Here is a 21,797-nt window from a genome sequence, read left to right on the forward strand (position 1 = left end):
AAAGACCTTGCAAGTCATTTGATGAAAATAAAAATAGCCCCTCTCTTACAATAAGAGAGGGGCTATTTACATTACTTAAATTATTTTACAATGTGAATTGGCATTCCAAGAGCAACTTCAGCTGCTTCCATTGTGATTTCACCTAATGTTGGGTGAGCATGGATTGTTTGAGCGATATCTTCAGCTGTCATTCCAGCTTCGATAGCTAAACCAATCTCAGAGATAATATCAGAAGCACCTGCACCTGCAACTTGAGCACCTACAAGAAGACCATCTTCTTTACGTGTTACAAGTTGTAGGAAACCGTCAGTGCTGTTTAATGATAATGCACGACCGTTAGCAGCGAATGGGAACTTAGATACAGTTACAGTCATTCCAGCTTCTTCAGCTTGTTTTTTAGTGTAACCAACAGATGCTAATTCTGGATCAGTGAAGCATACTGCAGGAATTCCGATGTAATCGATAGCTGATGCATGGCCACTAATTGCTTCTACAGCTACTTTACCTTCGTAAGAAGCTTTGTGAGCTAATGGTGGTCCAGGAACGATATCACCGATTGCATAGATGTTCGGTACATTTGTACGACATTGCTCATCGATTTCGATGATGCCGCGGTCAGTCATTTTAACTCCAACTTGCTCAAGACCGATTTCTTGAGTGTTTGGACGACGACCTACAGTTACTAATACGTAATCTGCTTCTACAGTTTGGATTTCACCTTTAACTTCAAAGCTAACTTTTACGCCAGTTTCTGTTTCTTCAACGCCTTTAGCCATAGCTTTTGTATGGATATTTACGTTACCTTTTTTCTGTAGAGCACGTTTAACAACAGAGCTCATAGCTTTTTCGAAACCAGCTAAGATTTCGTCGCCAGCTTCTACTACAGTAACTTCTGTACCGAAGTTAGCATATGCAGTACCTAATTCCATACCGATGTAACCGCCGCCGATTACAACAAGTTTTTTAGGAATTTCAGGTAAGCTTAAAGCACCTGTAGAGTTGATAACACGTTTAGAGTATTTGAATCCTGGAATTTCGATTGGTGTAGAACCAGTTGCAAGAACAGCATTTTTAAACGTATAAGTTTGAGCTGCATCTTCAGTCATAACGCGTAATGTGTTAGCATCTACGAAGTAAGCTTCACCGCGAATGATTTCAACTTTGTTACCTTTAAGAAGGCCTTCAACACCGCCAGTTAATTTCTTAACTACGCCGTTTTTCCATTCTTGAACTTTTGTAAAGTCAACTTTTACGTTCTCTGCAGTGATACCCATGTCATCAGAATGCATTGCATTCTCATAACGATGACCTGCATTGATTAACGCTTTTGAAGGAATACATCCAACGTTTAAGCATACGCCACCAAGGTTAGCTTTTTCAATAATTGCTACCTTTTGACCTAATTGTGCTGCACGAATTGCCGCAACGTATCCACCAGGACCTGCACCAACAACGACTGTATCTAATTCAATTGGGAAATCTCCTACTACCATTGTTATTACGCCTCCATTACTAATAATTGTGGGTCATTCAATAGACGTTTAATTTGGTTTAACGCTTTTTGAGCTGTTGCGCCGTCAATTAAACGATGGTCAAAGCTTAGAGATAATGCTAATACTGGAGCTGCAACGATCTCGCCATTTTTCACAACTGGTTTTTCAGCGATACGGCCGATACCAAGGATTGCTACTTCTGGGTGATTGATAACTGGAGTGAACCATTGTCCACCTGCAGAACCAATGTTTGTAATTGTGCAAGAAGCACCTTTCATTTCAGTTGGAGCTAGACGACCTTCACGTGCTTTACCAGCAAGATCGTTGATCTCGTTAGAAATAGTGAAGATAGACTTACGATCTGTATCTTTAACAACTGGTACTAATAGACCTTTGTCTGTATCAGCTGCGATACCGATGTTGAAGTAATGTTTATGAACTACTTCTTGAGATGCATCGTCTAAAGAAGTGTTTAACATTGGGTATTCACGTAATGCAGATGTTAAAGCTTTAACAACGTACGGAAGGTAAGTTAATTTAATACCTTTGTCAGCTGCTACTGCTTTGAACTTCTTACGGTGAGCAACAAGCTCAGTTACATCAACTTCATCCATTAATGTTACGTGAGGAGCTGTATGCTTAGAGTTAACCATTGCTTTCGCAATCGCTTTACGGATACCACTCATTTTCTCACGAGTTTCTGGATATTCTCCAGCTGGAATTGGTTGTGCTTTTGGTGCTTCTTCTTTCGCTGCTGCTGGAGTAGCTTCTACTGCTGCTGGAGCCTCAGTTGCTGCTACAGTTTGTCCACCATTTGCAAATGCATCGATGTCAGCTTTTACGATACGGCCATTCTTACCAGTACCAGCTACTTTATGAATGTCTACACCTTTTTCACGAGCGTATTTACGAACAGATGGCATAGCGATTACGCGCTCATTTACTACTTCTGCAGTTGCTGCTGGAGTAGCTTCCGCTGCTGGAGCTTCTACTGCTGCTTCTTCAGCTTTTGGAGCTTCATCATGATCGTCACCTTTAAATTTAAGGTTTTCGTATCCAGGAGCATCAAATTTAATTAATGTATCTCCTACGATTGCAACTGTTCCTTCTTCTACAAGTACTTCAAGTACTTTACCTTTAACAGGAGAAGGGATTTCTACTACTGCTTTATCATTTTGTACTTCAAGAAGTACATCGTCTTCATTTACTTCATCGCCTGGTTTAATAAACCATTTTACGATTTCACCTTCGTGGATACCTTCACCGATATCTGGTAGTTTAAATTCAAATGCCACGGAATTCAGCCCCCTGATTCATTTCATTATTATGGAATATGTACAAAAGAAACCAGCATGTGCTGATTTCTTTTGCACATGAAAAACTAAAAATTAGAAGTTCATTACTTTGTTTACAGCTTCAACAATATCCTTGTGGTTTGGTAACCATACGCTCTCTGCTTGAGAGAATGGGAATACTGTATCAGCAGCTGCAACACGTACAACTGGAGCTTCTAAGTTTAAGATTGCACGGTCGTTAATTTCCGCTACAACGTTAGCTGCAATACCAGCTTGTTTTTGAGCTTCTTGAACTACAACTACGCGACCTGTTTTTTCAACAGAAGCGATGATTGTTTCGATATCTAATGGTTGAACTGTACGTAAGTCAACAACCTCTAAAGAGATACCTTCTTTTTCAAGTTCTTCAGCAGCTTTTAATGCAGCGTGAACCATAGCACCGTAAGCGATAACAGATACATCTGTACCTTCACGTTTGATATCAGCTTTGCCTAAATCAATTGTGTATTCGCCTTCTGGTACATCTTGGCGGAATGAACGATACAATTTCATATGCTCTAAGTAGATAACTGGATCGTTGTCACGAATCGCAGAGATTAAAAGACCTTTAGCATCGTATGGAGTAGATGGAATAACAACTTTTAGACCAGGTTGTTGAGCCACTAATCCTTCTAAGCTATCAGCATGTAGTTCAGGAGTATGAACACCACCACCGAATGGAGAACGAACTGTTACTGGAGCAGTCCAACGTCCACCAGAACGGTAACGCATACGAGCCAATTGACCAGAAATTGAATCCATTACTTCAAAAACGAAACCGAAGAATTGGATTTCTGGAACTGGACGGAATCCTTCAAGTGCAAGACCAACTGCAAGTCCACCAATACCAGACTCTGCAAGTGGAGTATCCATTACACGATCTTCACCAAATTCAGCTTGTAAACCTTCAGTAGCACGGAATACACCGCCGTTTACACCAACGTCTTCACCAAATACAAGTACGTTAGGATCATTTTTCATTTCAACGCGTAAAGCATCAGTGATTGCTTGAATCATTGTCATTTGAGCCATGGCTTACTTCGACTCCTTTTCTTTGTAGATTTCATATTGTTCAGCTAAGTTGTAAGGCATTTTTTCGTACATGATTTCCATTAAATCAGTTACTTTTTGTTTTGGAGCTTGGTCAGCCTTAGCAATTGCTTGTTTGATATCTTCTTTTGCTTCTTCGATTACTGTCTCTTCAACTTCTTGAGACCATAGGCCTTTAGCTTCTAAGAACTTACGGAAGCGTACGATTGGGTCTTTTTGTTCCCATTCGTTTTCGATATCTTTTGTACGGTAACGAGTTGGGTCATCACCAGCCATTGTATGTGGACCGTAACGGAATGTTAAAGTCTCGATTAAAGTAGGACCTTCGCCATTTACTGCGCGCTCACGAGCGAAAGCAGTTGCTGCGTATACAGCTAATGGATCCATACCGTCTACTTGAATTCCGTAAATACCTGCTGCTACTGCTTTTTGTGCTACAGTTTTAGCTGCAGATTGCTTTTCTACTGGAGTAGAGATTGCATAACGGTTGTTTTGAACAACGAAGATTGCTGGAGCTTTGAATGCACCTGCAAAGTTCATACCTTCGTAGAAGTCACCTTGTGAAGCACCACCGTCACCAGTGTAAGTAATTGCAACAGATTTTTTACCACGTAGTTTCATACCTAACGCAACACCAGCAGTTTGGATGATTTGCGCACCGATAATGATTTGTGGAGCTAATGCATTTACATTCTCAGGCATTTGGTTACCCATGAAGTGTCCACGAGAGAATAAGAATGCTTGATATAATGGAAGTCCGTGCCATACTAATTGTGGTACATCACGGTATCCTGGTAAGATGAAGTCTTCTGCTTCAAGTGCGAAATGACTCGCTAATTGAGAAGCTTCTTGTCCAGCTGTAGGTGCGTAGAAACCTAAACGTCCTTGACGGTTTAAAGAAATAGAACGTTGATCTAATACGCGAGTATACACCATACGACGCATTAATTCTTTTAATTGATCATCAGATAATTCAGGCATAGCTGCTTCATTCACAACTTCACCGTTTTCATTTAAAATTTGTAATGTTTCAAATTGAGCTGCGATAGCTTTCATTTGCTCATCAACATTAAATAGGGTCTTTTTTGTTTTAGTACCCATTCCGTTCACCTCTTCCTCTCTTGAACCATATTCTGAAACGCTTTCACTGGCTATTTTCCAGTTTAAAAAGCGCAACGATGTAAACCAACATGTTTATCTGTCGGTTGAGAATAATTTTGTGTACCTAACAATCTGTACTAATGTTTTTTCAGAAACATATTAATACAATCTTGATCACGTTTTTTAGTTTACAACTATTCTAATTACGATGTCAATTACTTTGAATACGTTTTTTTATAAATAATATGCAGGTTTCTACTACACAAACGTGTTTTTATTTTTTACATCTGTATTAGTAAGCATTGACCTACTGTTATATTATTCCCTTTTTCACTTATTTTTTCTCTTAGAATAATATGTAAACGATTTAATTCTCTTTAGTTTTTCTCTCTTCGTAACAAAAATATACAAACTATCCTTCCTTTTTTAGGTAAATACCTATACATTTCTACCCTCTCTTCCATACATTATAGTAACCGCAGTATTAGCGGGAAATGATAAAGGAGGTCATCTCATGTACGGATACTCATATTGCTATCCAACTTGTTCATATCCTTCCTACGGTTATGGCGGTTCTTGTGGCGGGTCTGGACGCGGCTTCGCCTTAATCGTTGTGTTGTTTATTCTTTTAATTATCGTTGGTGCTGCTTGCATTCGCTAATGTAAAACGAAACAACTATGGAAAGAAAAAGACGGCTTTGCCGTCTTTTTCTGTTTATCACATACATAAACACTCTATAATAGAACGATTTCCAAAATACCTTCCCTTTCTTGCCGATGACTTTTTCCATCTCCTTTGGTAGACTAAAGAGGAAAGGAGAGATTACATATGCTTACAATGAAAGATGTTATTCGCGAAGGAGATCCTATTTTGCGCAACGTTGCAGAAGATGTTTCATTACCGGCAAGCGAAAAAGATACAACTACCCTAAAAGAAATGATTGAATTTGTAATAAATAGCCAAGATCCTGAAATGGCTGAAAAATATAGTTTACGCCCTGGAATCGGATTAGCGGCTCCGCAAATCGGTGTTTCAAAAAAAATGATTGCAGTTCATGTAACCGATGCGGACGGTACATTATATAGCCATGCATTATTCAATCCAAAAATCATTAGCCATTCTGTTGAACGTACATATTTACAGGGCGGTGAAGGCTGTCTATCTGTAGACCGCGAAGTACCTGGTTATGTTCCTCGTTATACAAGAATTACAGTAAAAGCAACTTCTATTAACGGGGAAGAAGTAAAATTACGTTTAAAAGGTTTACCAGCAATCGTATTCCAGCACGAGATTGACCATTTAAATGGCGTTATGTTCTATGACCATATTAATAAAGAAAATCCATTTGCCGCTCCTGATGATTCCAAACCTCTAGAGCGATAATAATAAAGTGAAACTTTAATCAGTGGGGGTTTTGTTCATCCCCCACTGATTATTAGCCCTCACCAATCGGGCAGCAGGCCCCCACCTAACTTCTTTGCTTTTGCTGAATTTTGAGGTGGGGGTCTTACTACCCGGCAAATAGCGTGATAAAAAGGCGGAAGTTAATCTTCCGCCTTTTTATTATGAAATGGGTTCCATATTCACTTACAGCAATCCAGCCCACTTTAGTCCATGATATATACCGTCTTCACTAACGTCCTTTGTCACATGATTTGCAAGTTTTTTCAAGTCTTCATGGCCATTTCCCATCACAATACCTGTGCCAACGGCTTCGATCATTTCTAAATCATTTAAGCCATCTCCAAATGCATATACTTGATCACGATTAAAACCTAACTTTTCAATATATTTCTCAATTCCTTTTGCCTTAGAACCACCATTCGGAATGATATCCATTGAATATGCATGCCAACGAATAAAATGAAAATCTGGATAATGATTAATAAACTTTTCCTCTTCATTTACTTCACAAAAAAGTAGTGTTTGATAAATATTACGTTCCTCATAAAAATTAGGCTCATATGCTGGATGCTCAAAGTTTAAGCTTCCAAAGCCTTCTTTCACATAATCATGATATTCCACTGATGCTCTCATATCTTGATGGTCAAGATATACAAGTGGATATCCTTCTTGTTTTGCAAACTGAGTAAACTTATGTAAAGCATCTGGATGTAACGGATTATTAAATATTACCTCATCTTCAAAGACAACATATTGTCCATTAAAACTAACATAATTATGTATATCAAGTTCCTTGCGAATATCTTCGAACATAAATGGCGCGCGCCCTGTCGCAATTGCTACATGTACACCTTTTTCTTGTAACTGTTTTACTGCATCTCGTGTAGATTGCGGAATTTTTTTATCATGATCTAATAATGTTCCATCAATATCAAAAAAAACAATTTTATCATTCATTTGTCAAAATCCTTTCTGGCACTCTATATTCCTATTTTGAATATCACTTTTCAAATTCTAAAAAAAAGTATAACATATTAAACATCTGTGAAGAAAGCGTTCCCTTTCTGACCTTATTTACAAACTTTGCATATATATATTAGTAAAACATGTGGATACTTGTTCGGATGAATTTTCTTTTCCATTCTTCCTCATACTATACCTATAACTAACGGCTACTAATCGTTACTATAGAATAACTTTCACTGTATGGGAGAGGACAAGACTCACCATTCACTTTTGTCCTATCTCTTATATCAGAGATAGAATTTTCACTATTAATATGCATGTTTAAAATAAGGAAAGGAAGGAGTAATCATGCTGAAGAAGCTGAAGAAAAAGCTCAAGCGTTATTTAAACGGTCTAGTCCGTAAAAAGACAATCGCTTAAATTGTGCCCATTTCGGGCTTTTTCTTCATTCTCATTCGAAAAAACATGAAAATCGGGACTGTTTGCTTTATAATAAGTAACAGATAATGCAAAACATAGACAAGGAGAGGTTTTCCAAATGATTTTTAAAGTATTTTATCAAGAAAAATTAACTGAGGTTCCAGTACGTGAAAATACAAAAGTTTTATATTTAGAGGCTACGTCTGAAAAAGATGTTCGTACAAAATTAAATAAGTTCGCATATAATATCGAGTTTGTTCAGTCTGTTACTGGCGCTCATCTTGAATATGAAAAAGAAAACGCTGATTTAACATTAGCGGAAATCGTATAGCGATATGAAATTTCTAAAAAACGACCAAGTTGCTGTATTTGCTCTCGGTGGGCTTGGTGAAATCGGTAAAAATACATACGCTGTTCAATTTCAAGATGAAATTATTATAATTGATGCTGGAATTAAATTTCCAGAGGACGAACTCCTCGGAATCGATTATGTAATACCAGACTACACTTATTTTGTGCGAAACGAAGATAAAATTAAAGGGTTATTCATTACACATGGTCACGAAGATCATATCGGCGGAATTCCTTATCTATTACGTCAAGTGAACATTCCGATTTACGGCGGAAAATTAGCAATTGCACTCATCAAAAATAAATTAGAAGAACACGGCTTACTTCGTAAAGCAAAACTTTACGAAATTCAAGAAGATGACGTTATTAAATTCAAAAAAACGTCTGTATCCTTCTTCCGTACAACTCACAGTATTCCAGATTCGTACGGCGTTGTTGTGAAAACACCTCAAGGTCAAGTTGTTCATACAGGTGATTTCAAATTTGATTTCACACCAGTTGGTGAACCAGCTGATTTAACAAAAATGGCTGAAATCGGTAAAGATGGCGTGCTATGTCTATTATCTGATAGTACGAACAGTGAAGTTCCAAACTTTACTATGTCTGAGCGTCGCGTTGGTGATAGCATTCAAGACATTTTCCGTAAAGTAGACGGACGGATTATATTCGCAACCTTTGCATCAAATATTCACCGCTTACAACAAGTTATTGAAGCTGCTGTTGAAAACAACCGTAAAGTAGCTGTGTTTGGTCGAAGTATGGAAGCAGCGATTGAAATCGGACAAAACCTTGGTTATATTCGTTGCCCGAAAGATACATTCATAGATGCATCTCAACTAAACCGCTTACCAGCTAATAAAGTTGTTATTTTATGTACAGGTAGTCAAGGTGAACCGATGGCAGCACTTTCACGTATTGCAAACGGTACACACCGCCAAATTCAAATTATTCCTGGAGATACAGTTGTTTTCTCTTCTTCACCAATTCCAGGAAATACAATTAGCGTAAGTCGTACAATTAACATGTTGTACCGCGCTGGCGCTGATGTAATTCACGGGAAACTTTCAAATATCCATACAAGTGGACACGGTGGGCAAGAAGAACAAAAGTTAATGTTACGTCTAATTAAACCGAAGTACTTCATGCCAATTCATGGTGAATATCGTATGCAGCGTATGCACATGAACATAGCAAATGATTGTGGTATCCCTGAAGAAAATTGCTTCATTATGGATAATGGCGATGTTCTTGCTTTACGTTCGGATGAAGCTAGCGTAGCTGGAAAAATCCCATCTGGTTCGGTCTACATTGATGGAAACGGTATTGGAGATATCGGCAATATCGTATTACGAGATCGTCGTATCCTTTCTGAAGAAGGACTTGTAATTGTAGTTGTAAGCATTGATATGAAAGAATTTAAAGTTGCAGCAGGACCTGATATCATCTCACGCGGTTTCGTTTACATGCGTGAAAGCAGTGATTTAATCAATGATGCACAAACATTAATTACAACTCATTTAGAAAAAGTAATGGAGCGTAAAACAACACAATGGTCTGAAATTAAAAATGAAATTACAGACACATTAGCTCCATTCCTATATGAGAAAACGAAACGCCGTCCAATGATTTTACCAATCATTATGGAAATATAAGAAAAAGGACAATGCTATGAAGGCATTGTCCTTTTCTCTTATCTTAAAAAGTGTTTAAATCGATCCACTTCATCGTCATGACCAATGACAATTAATATATCTCCTGCTTGAATATTCTCCGTAGCCCGAGGGGATACGATAACTTCTTTACCTCGTTTAATTGCTACAATATTCAATCCAAACTTCGCACGAATATCTAATTCAATTAAAGAGTGCCCATCAATTTTTTTATTCGCAATAATCTCTACAATACTATGCTCATCTGAAAGCTCAAGGTAATCTAACACATTGCTTGATGCAATATTATTAGCAATCCTTTTTCCCATATCACGTTCTGGATGCACAATATGATCTGCACCTATTTTACTTAACACTTTTTCATGATAATCATTTTGAGCTTTTACAGTAATATTTTTTACACCCAACTCTTTCAAAATCAAAGTCGTTAAAATACTTGAATTTAAATTATCTCCAATAGCAACGACTACGTGATCAAAATTTCGAATACCAAGGCTTTTTAATACCATCTCATCTGTTGAATCTGCAATTACAGCATGCGAAGCTATATTTGCAAATTCATTAATTTTATCCTCATCTGAATCGATTGCCATTACTTCCATACCTAATTGAGCTAGTTCTCGGCAAATACTTCCACCAAAGCGACCAAGTCCAATGACAGCAAACTCTTTTTCTTTCTCACCCACAGGAATTCCTCCAATAACTTCAAGTACTATTTATTTTCAGTGTAACACACTTTATATGCGTCACAAAAACTGTAATTAGCTCTTATTTTTGTTTTTGTATATAAAAATATTGTTGCAAGTAAAAAGCGATACCAACAAGTAACATAGCAAATACAAATATATTTCCAAACGAACTAAATGTTTCAAAAACGAATAATAATGTTTCTTGACCAAAAAAGGCAAATAGCAGCTGTATGAATGCAAATAACAACGCCCATATGTAATGATGTTGATGAAATAAATAATGCGTTGCACCTAAAAAAGCAATAAACGAAAAGATAAAGATCCACCAATTTTCTAAAAATAGTTGCCAATTAGAAAATTGATATCCATTTACTAATATCGCAATAAGCGCGATAACTGCCATCGTCGGCACACTCCAAAATAATGCCCGTCCTCTAAAGAAACGAGTGCCTTTAACATCTCCTTTTTCATGTGCAATATATGTTAGTACTACTGTGCTTATATACAAAACAGAAAGAATTGTTAAAACGATAATGAGCCAAAAATGTAATTGATAATATTCATGTTCTATATTTGTCACGATTGCAGCTAACATACACGGAATTAACATTCCCGTCCAACCATCTACTTTTCTTTCATTCCAAAAGACCGTATTACCAATCCTTATTCCTAACAGCATAAAAATAATGATACCCAATACAAATAACGTAGTTTTATTCCCTACTAAACTCGTTGAGAAAGCAATTAATCCAATAAATAAAAAGAGCACAAACCCATTCATAATTTCTAGTACAGGTGATAAATATCTCTTCACCCATTTGTATGTTTCGTCATATTCATTATTATCTACTAGACGATAGGCATAAAAACTTATCCCAAAATAAACCGCCGCAATAATAACATACGCATATAAGACGAAACATAAAATCGCACTGCTAATTTGCACGTAATTCCCCACCCTTTTTTCTATGTTTCACATTGATTTTACACACTTTTCATACTAAAAGTAAACATATATAAGTTAGTCAAATAATTAATAATGAGCAGTGGCTAAAAACCCCCTGCTCATTATTAAAACAGTCCAATTAACTTTATTCTTTCATTTGTATGTAAACGCCTAAAACCAATCTATACGAACGTTACTTACACCTCAGAACAAAATTTTTTTTGGAAACTTCAAGAAAGCGGAAGTTTTATTTTCTATTCCCTTTCCACTTTACATATTGGCTTAAAAATGTAATTGCCTTTTCAATCACTTCTTCGTCTGGCTTTAATTTCGCATGATGTAAACCATATTCTGAATTTACTCCAAGCCAAAACATAAATCCAGGGATTTCTCGAAGCATATAACCAAAATCTTCACCTGTCATTGCCTCAGTACATGTAATAACATTCATATCTGTTTGTTTATGTACAAATTGCATAAACTCTCTCGTTAACTCTTCATGGTTATATACTTGATGATACATTGCTCCGTAATCTATAATCGCCTCACACTGGAAAGAAGCTTCGATACCTGCAACAATTGCCTCAATTCTGCTTTTCACACGCTTCATTGATTCTACTGATAATGTTCGAATCGTTCCTTCTAAACGAGATTTTTCTGCAATAATATTTTGAACCGTACCACCTGTAATTTTTCCGATTGTAATTACTGCACTATCAAGAGGATTTACATTGCGACTAATAACGGATTGAAGCTGTGTAACAAGATGACTCGCTGCAACAATCATATCATTTGCAGTATGCGGATAGGCAGCATGGCCACCTTTCCCTTTTAAATCGATATATAATTCTGAAGTATTGGCAAATAACAGTCCTTCTTTCGTTGCAATTGTCCCTACAGCGTATTCTGGTGCAATATGAAGACCAAGAATTATATTTGGTTTCCATTCTTTTAACTCTTCACTTTCTAACATAGGAAGAGCACCGCCTGGTCCTTCTTCTGCTGGCTGGAATAGAAATACAAGGTCATCATCTATTCTTTCGCTCACAGCTTTCGTTAGAAGGCCTAAACCGATTGTTGTATGTACATCATGGCCACATGCATGCATCATTCCTTCATGAATAGAAGCAAACTCATATCCAGTTTCCTCTGTAATTGGTAAACCGTCTATATCTGCACGATAACCTATTATTTTTTCTGGATTTTTTCCATTTACTTTAACGATTACACCCGTTTTCCATGTCTTCACTTCCACAAATTCATGAGAAAGCGTTCCTATATAATCTAAAATATACTGTTGTGTTTTCCATTCCTTAAATCCGATTTCTGGAATTCTATGTAGATCTCTACGAATTTGGACAAATTTGCTTACTGTCATTTTTGCACCTCTATCTATAAAAAGCGTAAGAGCCCATTTACGCTCTTACGCTTTTTTTTCTTTTTATTTCTCTGGGTTTAATTGACGAAGCTCTTGTTTAATTTCTGTTTTTGCTTTTGTCTTCTCATCAATTTCTTTAATTACACGTGCTGGAGTACCTGCAACAACTGTGTATGGAGGCACATCTTCTGTTACAACAGCTCCCGCTGCTACAACTGCACCTTTACCTACTGTAACACCCTCTAAAACAACTACGTTTGCACCGATTACTACATCATCTTCAACGATAACTGGTTTTGCAGAAGGTGGCTCAATAACACCTGCAAGTACAGCACCTGCACCTACGTGACAGTTTTTACCGACTGTTGCACGTCCACCAAGTACTGCGTTCATGTCGATCATAGAACCTTCACCAATTACAGCACCAATGTTAATTGTTGCATTCATCATAATTACAGCGTTGTCACCAATTTCAACATGGTCACGAATAATAGCACCGGGCTCGATGCGAGCTTTAATACCTTTTAAATCAAGCATTGGGATTGCAGAATTACGACGATCGTTTTCTACAACGTAGTCAACGATGTGCTTATTATTCTCATCAAGAATTATCTTAATTTCAGACCATTCTCCGAATAATACACCTGATTTTTTATTCACAAATGCTTGTACTGTTTCAGGGAATGTTACTTCTTTTAAATCCCCTTTTATGTATACCTTTACAGGAGTTTTCTTTTCACTTTTTTGAATAAACGAAATAATTTCGTTAGCGTCCATCATTTTCATTCTTGTTGCCTCCTAAATCCATTTATAATGTTACTCTACCAAACGAAAGAGCGAGTAGCAAGATAATAATCTTATTTTTCCCTTTGAATTTCTTCTATAATTTCTAAAAATGCTTGTACTTGCTTCAACTGCCTTGCTGAGTCACTTGTTAACAACCATGTTTCTCTCGTCAATTGAACAGGTGTTTTATACATATTTTCCTGTACTTCCTTTAAAACAGTAGAAGGTAAAAGGGCATAACCTATACCATTTAAAACAAGTTGTTTGCATGTTTCAATTTGGTCAACTACAATCGTTCGCTTAGGCGGATTAGAAAATAAACCATACCACCAATTTTGTATTTGTCCATAATAAGTCGAGTCACTTTTAAATTGAATGAACGGCCTATTTGTTTCTTTTAGCATCGAAATATCTTTTATTTCTTTATCAACTAAATACAGTTCATCTTCAAATAATTTTTGCTTTTGACCTTTATATTCTTGTGTTCCCCTCAGTATAGCAACATGAACGTCTCCTTCATAAAACTGCTTTTGCACTTCACTACTCCATCCAGTAAACAGCGATATCTTTACAGAAGGATATTTATGCACAAACTTTTTCAAAACAGGAGGAAGCCAATATTGACCAATAACTGATGCAACAGCTATTTTTAACGTTCCATGAGTTTCCGTTCTAAAAACAGCTAGCTCACTTTTTATATCCTCTTCCTTTTGCAACATTTCTTTGGCATAATTTGCAACTTTTTCCCCTTCAGGTGTAATTGTCAATCCTTTTTGTGAGCGAATAAAAAACTTCATTCCCCATTGTTTCTCCATAGATTGTAATCGTTGACTCAGCGCAGGTTGGGAAACAAATAAACGTTCCGCCGCTTTTCTCATATTTGATTCCTGAGCTAACACAACCATCATTTGAAAATCATCAATTTGCAACTTTCTCCCTCTTTCCTTAGCTTCCATACACCTTATTTCAACAAGCTTTCATTCAGAAAATACAATTTTCCAGCGCAAACTTTCCTTATGTTTTATGTCTTTTTAAATATAATACATACACAAGTGATATGCACGAAAAAAAGTGACTTCTTCGTTTCTATGAAGTCACTTTTCTCACGTTATCGATTATGTTGCCTTACTTTCTTATTCAACAATTTTAAAATAGCACGACGTGTTAAAATCCCCTCAAAATAGCCTTCTTCATTAACAGCACAAATAAAAGGATGATCAATTGTCATTTCTAAAGCTTTTGCAAATGAATCTTCTAATTTAAGAAAAGGTATATCTTCCTTCATCACCTGCTCTACTTTCATATCATCAAGTCTTTCAAACTCAATACGCTCTAATCCTAACATACCATCTAATATCATGGCAGTACTAATCAAACCATGTAATTTATACATTGGATCTAAGACAGGTATCGCCGAATATCCAGATTTCACAAGAACGAGTAAAGCATGTTCTAAACCATTTCCAATTTGGACATGAGCTACTTTTTCCGATGAAATCATTAAATCCTTCACAAGAATTTGTTGAAATTCGTCTTTCGGAATACTAATCATATTACATCCCCCATTTTCCCTTTTTCCTGCTTATGTTCATAACTCTATTCACATTTTATGACAGCGTTTTCATATTATTATTTTGTCCTAAATTTATTTCAATAAAAATACAATCACACAGCTATTTTAGCATACAGCACAAAAAAAAGACTACCATTCCGGTAGCGCTTAATACCCTTTATTTTTTAATCTGTAAAATAACCTTGTGATTTTTTTATATTGCATCACATCCGTCTGTTTCAAACCATTCTCAATATCTGTAAGTTCCACAGCTAAAATTTCACTTGCATAATTTTGCTGAAATAAAATATCTAGTAGTAAACTTTCTTCTTCCTTCGTTAAAACAACTTCCCTTTGCATATACCCCTCTCCTTACAATCGCATCGTTACTCTTATTATATAAAAAATTTAACCTATTTAATAGATGTAATATTCAGTTTTTACCAAAAGATATGTAGCAATTGTAAACATACAAAAAGTCATTTCGTATATCGATTTGCATAGCTAAACGCCGCATAAGCATCCGGCTTAATTTTTGCAGTTAATCCCATCGCTCGAATTTTTTCTGTCATATCTAAAATAAATTCCTTTGTTAAACCATCATTCCCAATGTCTAAATGAATTTCCATTATGAATCCAGCCCCATCTTGAGCATAAGGATGCAATAACTCCCATATTGTTTGTATATGAGTAGGTGTAAATAGACATGCGATTTCTTGACTAAACTGCGTTTCTAAATATATTTTCTCACGTAAGGTTGCTGGCTTATCTTTTACTGATCTATGGTGTAAACAACCCCAGGCACCTTTTCCAACACGATGAATATGGATTGCTGTAATAAACCTCGTATCCTTTTGATGTGCTTGCGAGTCTGTCCCAATGGATAATCGATATAAATTTCGTGGATCCTTTTCAATGAAACTACAAATACGGCTAAAGACCATATCAAAATTTAAATGTCTCTCTGAAACATTGTAAAATTTATGTGCACCGTCCACAGAGTCACGTCCTTTCAATTAGACAGACTTTTCGTATTCTCATTGTATGGGACAAAAACTAAAATTATAACTTCCTATCCTTTATTCGTTTCAATATTTCGAATTACAAAGTGACAAACTTGGCACGTATAAATTACATTTTGATTAGATTGAGCCGTTAATACATGAGTAATCTCAGCAGAGCTTTGACAATTAGGACAAATCACAACTGGTAAATGTTCCATACGATAACCTCCTAGTTATATTTCTCCCACTATTTGCAGAACCCAGCAATTGTGAGAAGTTTAGCTTCACATATTCATCTGGTTGGCGGGACTACTTATCCACATGGATAGGCAAACTTACACAGATTAAATTTTCATTTTAATACCATTGTAGGAAAAATAAAAAAATTCTATACATTACGCTGGAAAGTAATAGAACTAAAAAAGGTACTGCCATATGGCAGTACCTTTTTTATATGTATCAAGAAATGATATCGTAAATCTCAATTGCAACCATGTCGATATTATCGAATTGGTACACTTGAGGTTTTTCACCTTGTTGATACACTTCTAACTCATACATTTCACTTTTATCGAAAAATTTCACGCTACATTTGCGCTCACCGTTCACTTCAAAATAGCGTTGTGCTACTTCACCGCTTTCAGCTTGTTCTTGTAGACTAACAAGTCGAGTTAAAATTCCTTGGAGTAGAGACATGAAATCTCTCCTTTCTCTGATCTTCCTACCAATAGGTTTTACAGCTATACTCATTCTATCCGTCATAACAGAAAAAATGTTCCACACTCTAGGATAAAGGTTATTGGCCAGAAACTCAACTAAAAATTTATCGAAATGCGAAGGAAAAAACAGAAAGAACATATTTCCCCTTCTTTATTGCGGTTTTTATACTGGAAGAATATAATAAAAAACAGAAAAAAGGAGGAATTACAATGAAAAAAATTGAGGTTTATACACAACCTGATTGTCCGCCATGTGTTATTGTTAAAGAATTTTTGAAGCATAATAACGTTGCATATGAAGAATTTGACGTAAAAAAAGACGCTGCTGCTCGCAATCGTCTTTTAAACGACTATGATTCTTATTCAACTCCAACAGTCGTAATTGATGGCGAAGTAGTTGCAGGTTTTCAAATTGAAAAGTTACAAAAACTACTCAATATAGAATAGGAATAGGTAAATACCTATTCCTATTCTTATCCCGCTATTTGTAGGTAGTAAAACCCCAAAAATTTAGCTAAAGCAAAGGAGTTAGATGGGCTAGTAATCCCTCCCACTGATTAAAAGTTTCACTTTATAATTGTTGCAACCTTTTTATTTCAGTTAAGAGTTCCTGACTTTCATGATATCCTGCTAACTTCCATTTATCTTGATCCCTTTTCAATGTTACAATTTGATATTGTCCACTTTTTGTCCGCTCATATACATATAAATTTTTATGTTCTTCATCATACGATATTTTCGTTTCTGAATTAAAAGAAAACGGTGCTTCTTTTGCCGGAAGTAAATATTCACCACTTTGTTTATCACTTCTGCTATTTTCATCTGTAAACACTTGAAGGAAATTATCTGTAAAATACGGTGATAACGTCTCTATCATCTTATTCATCGGCAAATGCTTCCCACGAATTGAAAACTGGGTTTCATAGCCTTTTTGTATCGTTGTAAATACTTCTTTCCGATCAACTTTCACTTCCTCTTTCCCTAAAACAGTCGTAACACTATAACCAACTAGAAAGGCAACACATACAAATAGAACAAGCCATATTCCATATTTCCTCATTTTTTCACCTTCCTTTTAAAAGAACTTGTCTTTGTAGTATTCATTGTAACAATGATTATGCAAAGAAAGGACAGATTTCGTTCGTAAAATCTTTACAACGATAGACAGCATTTTCATCACCATTTTCACTATTACCAATTTATGATAAAAACAAACAAAAAATGCACGAATCTCTTCGTGCATTAAAATAAAACATCTTCTTCATATAAATATTCATAAGATAAATCTATAAATAAAAAGTTGTCATCATCTATTGGGAAAGAAAATGTTCGTACCATTTCGCCCGTTTCGATATCTGCATATAAATCTGAAAGCCTTGCCTTATTCTCAAAACGCATTTTCATGATATTCTCGAGAAAATACGGGCGCCAACTCCAGTTCTTCATATAATAATCCGGCATCACAATCCATTCTCCATCTTTTTTCATAACATTTCCTGATTGTTGGAAACCATCTTCATTACAAATAAATATACGAAAACTACACTGTGATACACTTTGACTAAATTGTAATAACCAATCATTTATATCTTCATTCTTTTTTTGTTTTGATAAAACATCGCCAATGCGATCGCGTAACATCTCTGTCAAATTATAAATTTTTTGTAACTTCTTCTTTTCATGCTGAATAAACTGATGACATTCATTACCAAGTCGCTCTTTCAAAACATTCGTTTCAATAAAATCAGGTAAACATTCTTTCAAATAATTACCTTGATAATATCTTCCGCCGTTCTTCCAAGCATATTGCAGTTGATAAAAAGCATCTATTTCTTCATATAACAAAGTTGCACCAATTCTTCTAGCAAGTAATGATAAAGAATATAAAATATCTTGATAAGATTGTAAAAGTGCTGTTTGCCTTAAATTCGTTAAATCTACTTTTAAAATATCAGGTGCTAACACGCTAATACGCTCTAAATTACTTGTGCCCGTTCCGACTTTATTAATCGAAATTTGAATACCATATGTACGATAATACATAAGCAAATGATTAAATTGCTCTATATCTTCTTTACATTCATGTTCTGTAATCTCTAAAACAATTTGTTTTAAATTTAAACCTTGTTCTTCATACCTCAATAAAAGTTGAAGCAAGCTTTCATCATCATCATTCATTAATACATTAGCATTCCGATGTATAAATAATAATAATTTTTGATCGCTTTCTAAATAACGATTTAAAGCTTTTTCTACTATAATATTATCCGCTTCCAGTTGAAATTCACTTGGAATCGAATCATCGTGAAAGAAAGAAGCTAAACTTTGTATGCCCTCTTCTGTTTGAATACGTCCTACTACTTCATATCCAATTACAGTATGCTCATCAGCACTAAAAATAGCTTGATAATAAGGAAGGACTTTATCCAAGTTACTCATTACATCTAATGCATCTATCAACGTGCTTCCCTCCCTTTACTTTTCAAAAATTATAACATGATATTTACGGAAAAATAATAAAAAATCCCTTCAGTTTTCCTGAAGGGATTAGAGGGGTAAAATGCTAAGGGGAATTAGCAATTCTACTATGAAGAAAAAAGAGGTCTTAAATATAACGTATATATGACCTCTTGTAAACACTTTTCTTTCATATGTCACAATTCCGTCACATTTAACCATAAAAAAATGAATCAAACATTCATTTTTTTATCCCTTTTAAAATGGATATTGATGTAAATGTTGTCCTCCATCCATTGTCATGCAAGTTCCATTTATGTACGCAGCTTCATCTGAGCATAAATAATAAGCTAGACCAGCGATTTCTTCTGGCGTACCCAGCCTTCCAAGCGGAACACTTTGTATCGTACGCTTAGCCATTTCTTCTGAAATCCATAATTTATCAGCACCGCCCGTACGTTCAATTGGTCCTGGCGCGATAGCGTTAACTCGTATTCCATATTTACGTCCCCACTCAACAGCGAGCGTCTTCGTCATCGCTAATACCCCTGCCTTCGCTGCAGCCGAATGAATAACTCCTGGACCTGCATCCCATGCATATGTTGCTACCATGTTAATGATATTCCCTTTTATACCTTTTTCAATCCAATATTTTCCGACAGCATGGCTACAGTAAAATGTACCGTTTAACACAATATTAATGACTGAATTCCAACCATTCACAGATAAATCTTCTGCTGGACAAATAAAGTTTCCAGCTGCATTATTTATTAAAACATCAATTCGACCAAACTTCTCATCAATCTGTTCAATCATTTTCTGAATGTCATCCGTATTTCTTACATCCATTTGTACAGGTAATACTTGCCCCGGAAATTGTTCAATTTCCAACTTTGTTTCCTCTAGTTTTTCCTTTGTACGTCCTGTAATAACAACTCGTGCCCCTTCTTTTGCAAAACGAGTCGCCATTCCTTTTCCCATTCCACTCGATCCACCTGTTATAATAACTACCTTCTCTTTCACATACATCCCCTCCAAAAAATGAATACACATTCATTTTATCACTTTATTTAATAGAAATCTTTATATTTTTAAACTTTTCTGATATTTTATTGTAAAGAATTTTCTTTTCATTCATTTTTTTCGTAATCTATACTAATTTTTTATTATGTAAAGTATATTTTAAATAAACTGAAAGGAGATTAGAGTAGCCTATAAATGGAATAAAAACATTGAGGATACTCATATTTTTATGAAGCACATTACAAGAAGAAATTTTTTAAAAATTGGTATGCGCACTTGTCTCTATTCATTTATAACCAGTGGCATCGGATACTACTATGCTAAATATATAGAACCCCATTTCATTTCTTTTACACAGCACACATTAAAATCACAACTCATCCCAAAAAGTTTTCATGGTATGAAAATTCTTCAATTCAGCGATTTACATCTTGGATACTATTTCTCGCTTCAACATTTATCTCAAGTTGTTTCTAAAATTAATGCTGTAAATCCAGATATTGTCCTTTTTACTGGAGATCTCATTGATAATTACCAAACGTATACTGACACTCCTTTCGTTGCATCCATTTTAAAAAATATACAAGCCCCCTTCGGTAAATTCGCTATTTATGGTAACCATGATCACGGTGGATATGGAACTAAATACTATGAACACATCATGCGTGAATCTGGATTTGAACTATTGCTAAATAATGAAAAAAGAATTCGTCTAATGGATAATAGTGAGATTTCTATTTTCGGTCTCGATGATATACTACTAGGCAAACCCAAAATAGAGAAAACATTAGAGCATGCACGACAAAATACTTATAACATTGTTCTTGTTCACGAACCAGATATCGCGCCCCAAGTTTCCAGATATCCAATCAACTTGCAACTTTCTGGTCATAGCCACGGCGGACAAGTACAAATTCCTTTTTTAGGAGCTATTATTACACCATCACTCGCCAAAGACTATATTGAAGGCTTCTATACAATTCAAGATTTAACTCTCTATGTTAATCGAGGCCTAGGGAGAACGCGTGTTCCATTCCGTTTTATGTCAAAACCTGAAATTACACTTTTTACACTCCAACATTCGTAATAATTCGCCTATTTTCTTGCATATCCTTTCTTGTACGCGCTCATCCACGTTTCATTTACCATATGATGAAAGTGAGTCCAATAAAGGAGGTATGTTCATGTATCCATATTATCAACCAATCCCAGTCCGTTCAGCACCTATTGGTCCAGTAGGCGACTCACGCTTCTTCCCGTTTTTTGGCGTTCCCTTTCTAGCTGGAATTGCTGGTGGATTACTCGGCGGAGCATTAGCTTTCGGCCCTCGACCATTTTACCCACCTTATCCACCACCTTTCCCGCCGCCAGCACCTTATCCTTGTTACGGTGGACCATGTCAACAACCATACTATTACTAAGTTAAAATAACGATTATTTCAAATGTTATTCT

Annotated in this window: 25 protein-coding genes; 7 read left to right on the forward strand and 18 right to left on the reverse strand. The window is 35.8% G+C overall.

Going from position 1 to position 21,797, the window contains the following annotated elements; all coding sequences use genetic code 11:
* Positions 1 to 80: 80 nt before the first annotated feature.
* The 4 genes from lpdA to pdhA all read right to left on the reverse strand — a co-directional run bounded on the left by lpdA (position 81) and on the right by pdhA (position 4,978).
* Positions 81 to 1,493 (reverse strand): dihydrolipoyl dehydrogenase, encoded by a 1,413-nt coding sequence (gene lpdA, locus AC0ONG_RS18545; RefSeq protein WP_000260104.1) that lies wholly within the window; start codon positions 1,491 to 1,493, stop codon positions 81 to 83.
* 5 nt (positions 1,494 to 1,498) lie between these two features.
* Complete coding sequence (gene pdhC / locus AC0ONG_RS18550) at positions 1,499 to 2,788, reverse strand: pyruvate dehydrogenase complex dihydrolipoyllysine-residue acetyltransferase (protein WP_000863420.1); 1,290 nt, start codon at positions 2,786 to 2,788, stop codon at positions 1,499 to 1,501.
* Between the two features lie 93 nt (positions 2,789 to 2,881).
* The gene (gene pdhB, locus AC0ONG_RS18555; RefSeq protein WP_000068163.1) at positions 2,882 to 3,859 is read right to left on the reverse strand and encodes a pyruvate dehydrogenase complex E1 component subunit beta; all 978 of its coding nucleotides are present in this window, start codon (positions 3,857 to 3,859) and stop codon (positions 2,882 to 2,884) included.
* Between the two features lie 3 nt (positions 3,860 to 3,862).
* Complete coding sequence (gene pdhA, locus AC0ONG_RS18560; protein ID WP_000536895.1) at positions 3,863 to 4,978, reverse strand: pyruvate dehydrogenase E1 component subunit alpha; 1,116 nt, start codon at positions 4,976 to 4,978, stop codon at positions 3,863 to 3,865.
* A gap of 514 nt (positions 4,979 to 5,492) precedes the next feature.
* Between pdhA and AC0ONG_RS18565 the strand changes: the two genes are divergently transcribed.
* Both AC0ONG_RS18565 and def read left to right on the forward strand, forming a co-directional pair.
* Entirely contained in the window at positions 5,493 to 5,639 is a 147-nt protein-coding gene (locus AC0ONG_RS18565) for a YjcZ family sporulation protein (protein ID WP_000274562.1), read from the forward strand.
* 168 nt (positions 5,640 to 5,807) lie between these two features.
* The gene (gene def / locus AC0ONG_RS18570) at positions 5,808 to 6,362 is read left to right on the forward strand and encodes a peptide deformylase (protein WP_000957043.1); all 555 of its coding nucleotides are present in this window, start codon (positions 5,808 to 5,810) and stop codon (positions 6,360 to 6,362) included.
* Between the two features lie 204 nt (positions 6,363 to 6,566).
* Here the strand turns inward: def and AC0ONG_RS18575 are convergent, their stop codons facing one another.
* Positions 6,567 to 7,340, reverse strand: coding sequence for a Cof-type HAD-IIB family hydrolase (locus AC0ONG_RS18575; RefSeq protein ID WP_000998269.1), 774 nt, complete (start codon positions 7,338 to 7,340; stop codon positions 6,567 to 6,569).
* A gap of 547 nt (positions 7,341 to 7,887) precedes the next feature.
* Between AC0ONG_RS18575 and AC0ONG_RS18580 the strand changes: the two genes are divergently transcribed.
* Both AC0ONG_RS18580 and rnjA read left to right on the forward strand, forming a co-directional pair.
* Positions 7,888 to 8,100 (forward strand): DNA-dependent RNA polymerase subunit epsilon, encoded by a 213-nt coding sequence (locus tag AC0ONG_RS18580; protein ID WP_000576435.1) that lies wholly within the window; start codon positions 7,888 to 7,890, stop codon positions 8,098 to 8,100.
* Positions 8,101 to 8,104: 4 nt separating this feature from the next.
* Positions 8,105 to 9,772: a ribonuclease J1 gene (rnjA, locus tag AC0ONG_RS18585; RefSeq protein WP_000670375.1), complete on the forward strand. Its 1,668-nt coding sequence runs from the start codon at positions 8,105 to 8,107 to the stop codon at positions 9,770 to 9,772.
* Between the two features lie 38 nt (positions 9,773 to 9,810).
* Here the strand turns inward: rnjA and AC0ONG_RS18590 are convergent, their stop codons facing one another.
* From AC0ONG_RS18590 to AC0ONG_RS18635, 10 genes are all read right to left on the reverse strand, one after another.
* A complete protein-coding gene (locus AC0ONG_RS18590; RefSeq protein WP_000504032.1) occupies positions 9,811 to 10,476 on the reverse strand; it encodes a potassium channel family protein in 666 nt (221 codons plus the stop codon).
* An 82-nt stretch (positions 10,477 to 10,558) separates the two neighbouring features.
* On the reverse strand, positions 10,559 to 11,425 hold the full coding sequence (locus AC0ONG_RS18595) for a hypothetical protein (RefSeq protein ID WP_001167320.1): 867 nt from the start codon (positions 11,423 to 11,425) through the stop codon (positions 10,559 to 10,561).
* 247 nt (positions 11,426 to 11,672) lie between these two features.
* Positions 11,673 to 12,803: an N-acetyldiaminopimelate deacetylase gene (locus tag AC0ONG_RS18600; protein WP_000218671.1), complete on the reverse strand. Its 1,131-nt coding sequence runs from the start codon at positions 12,801 to 12,803 to the stop codon at positions 11,673 to 11,675.
* 63 nt (positions 12,804 to 12,866) lie between these two features.
* Positions 12,867 to 13,589 (reverse strand): 2,3,4,5-tetrahydropyridine-2,6-dicarboxylate N-acetyltransferase, encoded by a 723-nt coding sequence (dapD, locus tag AC0ONG_RS18605; protein WP_000783240.1) that lies wholly within the window; start codon positions 13,587 to 13,589, stop codon positions 12,867 to 12,869.
* A 71-nt stretch (positions 13,590 to 13,660) separates the two neighbouring features.
* Entirely contained in the window at positions 13,661 to 14,545 is an 885-nt protein-coding gene (locus AC0ONG_RS18610; protein WP_003261853.1) for a LysR family transcriptional regulator, read from the reverse strand.
* Between the two features lie 152 nt (positions 14,546 to 14,697).
* Positions 14,698 to 15,141 (reverse strand): cyclic-di-AMP-binding protein CbpB, encoded by a 444-nt coding sequence (gene cbpB / locus AC0ONG_RS18615; protein ID WP_000623573.1) that lies wholly within the window; start codon positions 15,139 to 15,141, stop codon positions 14,698 to 14,700.
* Positions 15,142 to 15,309: 168 nt separating this feature from the next.
* Complete coding sequence (abbA, locus tag AC0ONG_RS18620) at positions 15,310 to 15,501, reverse strand: antirepressor AbbA (RefSeq protein WP_001188692.1); 192 nt, start codon at positions 15,499 to 15,501, stop codon at positions 15,310 to 15,312.
* Positions 15,502 to 15,620: 119 nt separating this feature from the next.
* Positions 15,621 to 16,139, reverse strand: a complete 519-nt coding sequence (locus AC0ONG_RS18625) for a ribonuclease H-like YkuK family protein (protein WP_000348492.1) — start codon at positions 16,137 to 16,139, stop codon at positions 15,621 to 15,623.
* Positions 16,140 to 16,213: 74 nt separating this feature from the next.
* Complete coding sequence (locus AC0ONG_RS18630) at positions 16,214 to 16,363, reverse strand: hypothetical protein (RefSeq protein WP_000400650.1); 150 nt, start codon at positions 16,361 to 16,363, stop codon at positions 16,214 to 16,216.
* 241 nt (positions 16,364 to 16,604) lie between these two features.
* The gene (locus AC0ONG_RS18635) at positions 16,605 to 16,841 is read right to left on the reverse strand and encodes a YkuJ family protein (RefSeq protein WP_000055151.1); all 237 of its coding nucleotides are present in this window, start codon (positions 16,839 to 16,841) and stop codon (positions 16,605 to 16,607) included.
* A 233-nt stretch (positions 16,842 to 17,074) separates the two neighbouring features.
* Here AC0ONG_RS18635 and AC0ONG_RS18640 point away from each other — a divergent pair, with 233 nt between their 5' ends.
* Positions 17,075 to 17,311: a glutaredoxin family protein gene (locus AC0ONG_RS18640; RefSeq protein ID WP_000717872.1), complete on the forward strand. Its 237-nt coding sequence runs from the start codon at positions 17,075 to 17,077 to the stop codon at positions 17,309 to 17,311.
* Between the two features lie 124 nt (positions 17,312 to 17,435).
* On the opposite strand, the gene AC0ONG_RS18645 is transcribed toward AC0ONG_RS18640, so the two are convergent.
* From AC0ONG_RS18645 to fadH, 3 genes are all read right to left on the reverse strand, one after another.
* On the reverse strand, positions 17,436 to 17,924 hold the full coding sequence (locus tag AC0ONG_RS18645) for a DUF3993 domain-containing protein (RefSeq protein ID WP_001233816.1): 489 nt from the start codon (positions 17,922 to 17,924) through the stop codon (positions 17,436 to 17,438).
* 182 nt (positions 17,925 to 18,106) lie between these two features.
* Positions 18,107 to 19,324: an EAL domain-containing protein gene (locus AC0ONG_RS18650; protein WP_000564306.1), complete on the reverse strand. Its 1,218-nt coding sequence runs from the start codon at positions 19,322 to 19,324 to the stop codon at positions 18,107 to 18,109.
* A gap of 255 nt (positions 19,325 to 19,579) precedes the next feature.
* Positions 19,580 to 20,344 carry a 2,4-dienoyl-CoA reductase gene (gene fadH / locus AC0ONG_RS18655; protein ID WP_000660913.1) on the reverse strand — a complete coding sequence of 255 codons (765 nt, stop codon included), beginning with the start codon at positions 20,342 to 20,344 and terminating at the stop codon, positions 19,580 to 19,582.
* Between the two features lie 229 nt (positions 20,345 to 20,573).
* Between fadH and AC0ONG_RS18660 the strand changes: the two genes are divergently transcribed.
* Both AC0ONG_RS18660 and AC0ONG_RS18665 read left to right on the forward strand, forming a co-directional pair.
* The gene (locus AC0ONG_RS18660; protein WP_000680639.1) at positions 20,574 to 21,431 is read left to right on the forward strand and encodes a metallophosphoesterase; all 858 of its coding nucleotides are present in this window, start codon (positions 20,574 to 20,576) and stop codon (positions 21,429 to 21,431) included.
* Between the two features lie 97 nt (positions 21,432 to 21,528).
* Positions 21,529 to 21,765, forward strand: coding sequence for a hypothetical protein (locus AC0ONG_RS18665; RefSeq protein ID WP_000283738.1), 237 nt, complete (start codon positions 21,529 to 21,531; stop codon positions 21,763 to 21,765).
* Positions 21,766 to 21,797 lie beyond the last annotated feature (32 nt).

It is taken from the genome of Bacillus sp. TCT6 (assembly GCF_056033845.1).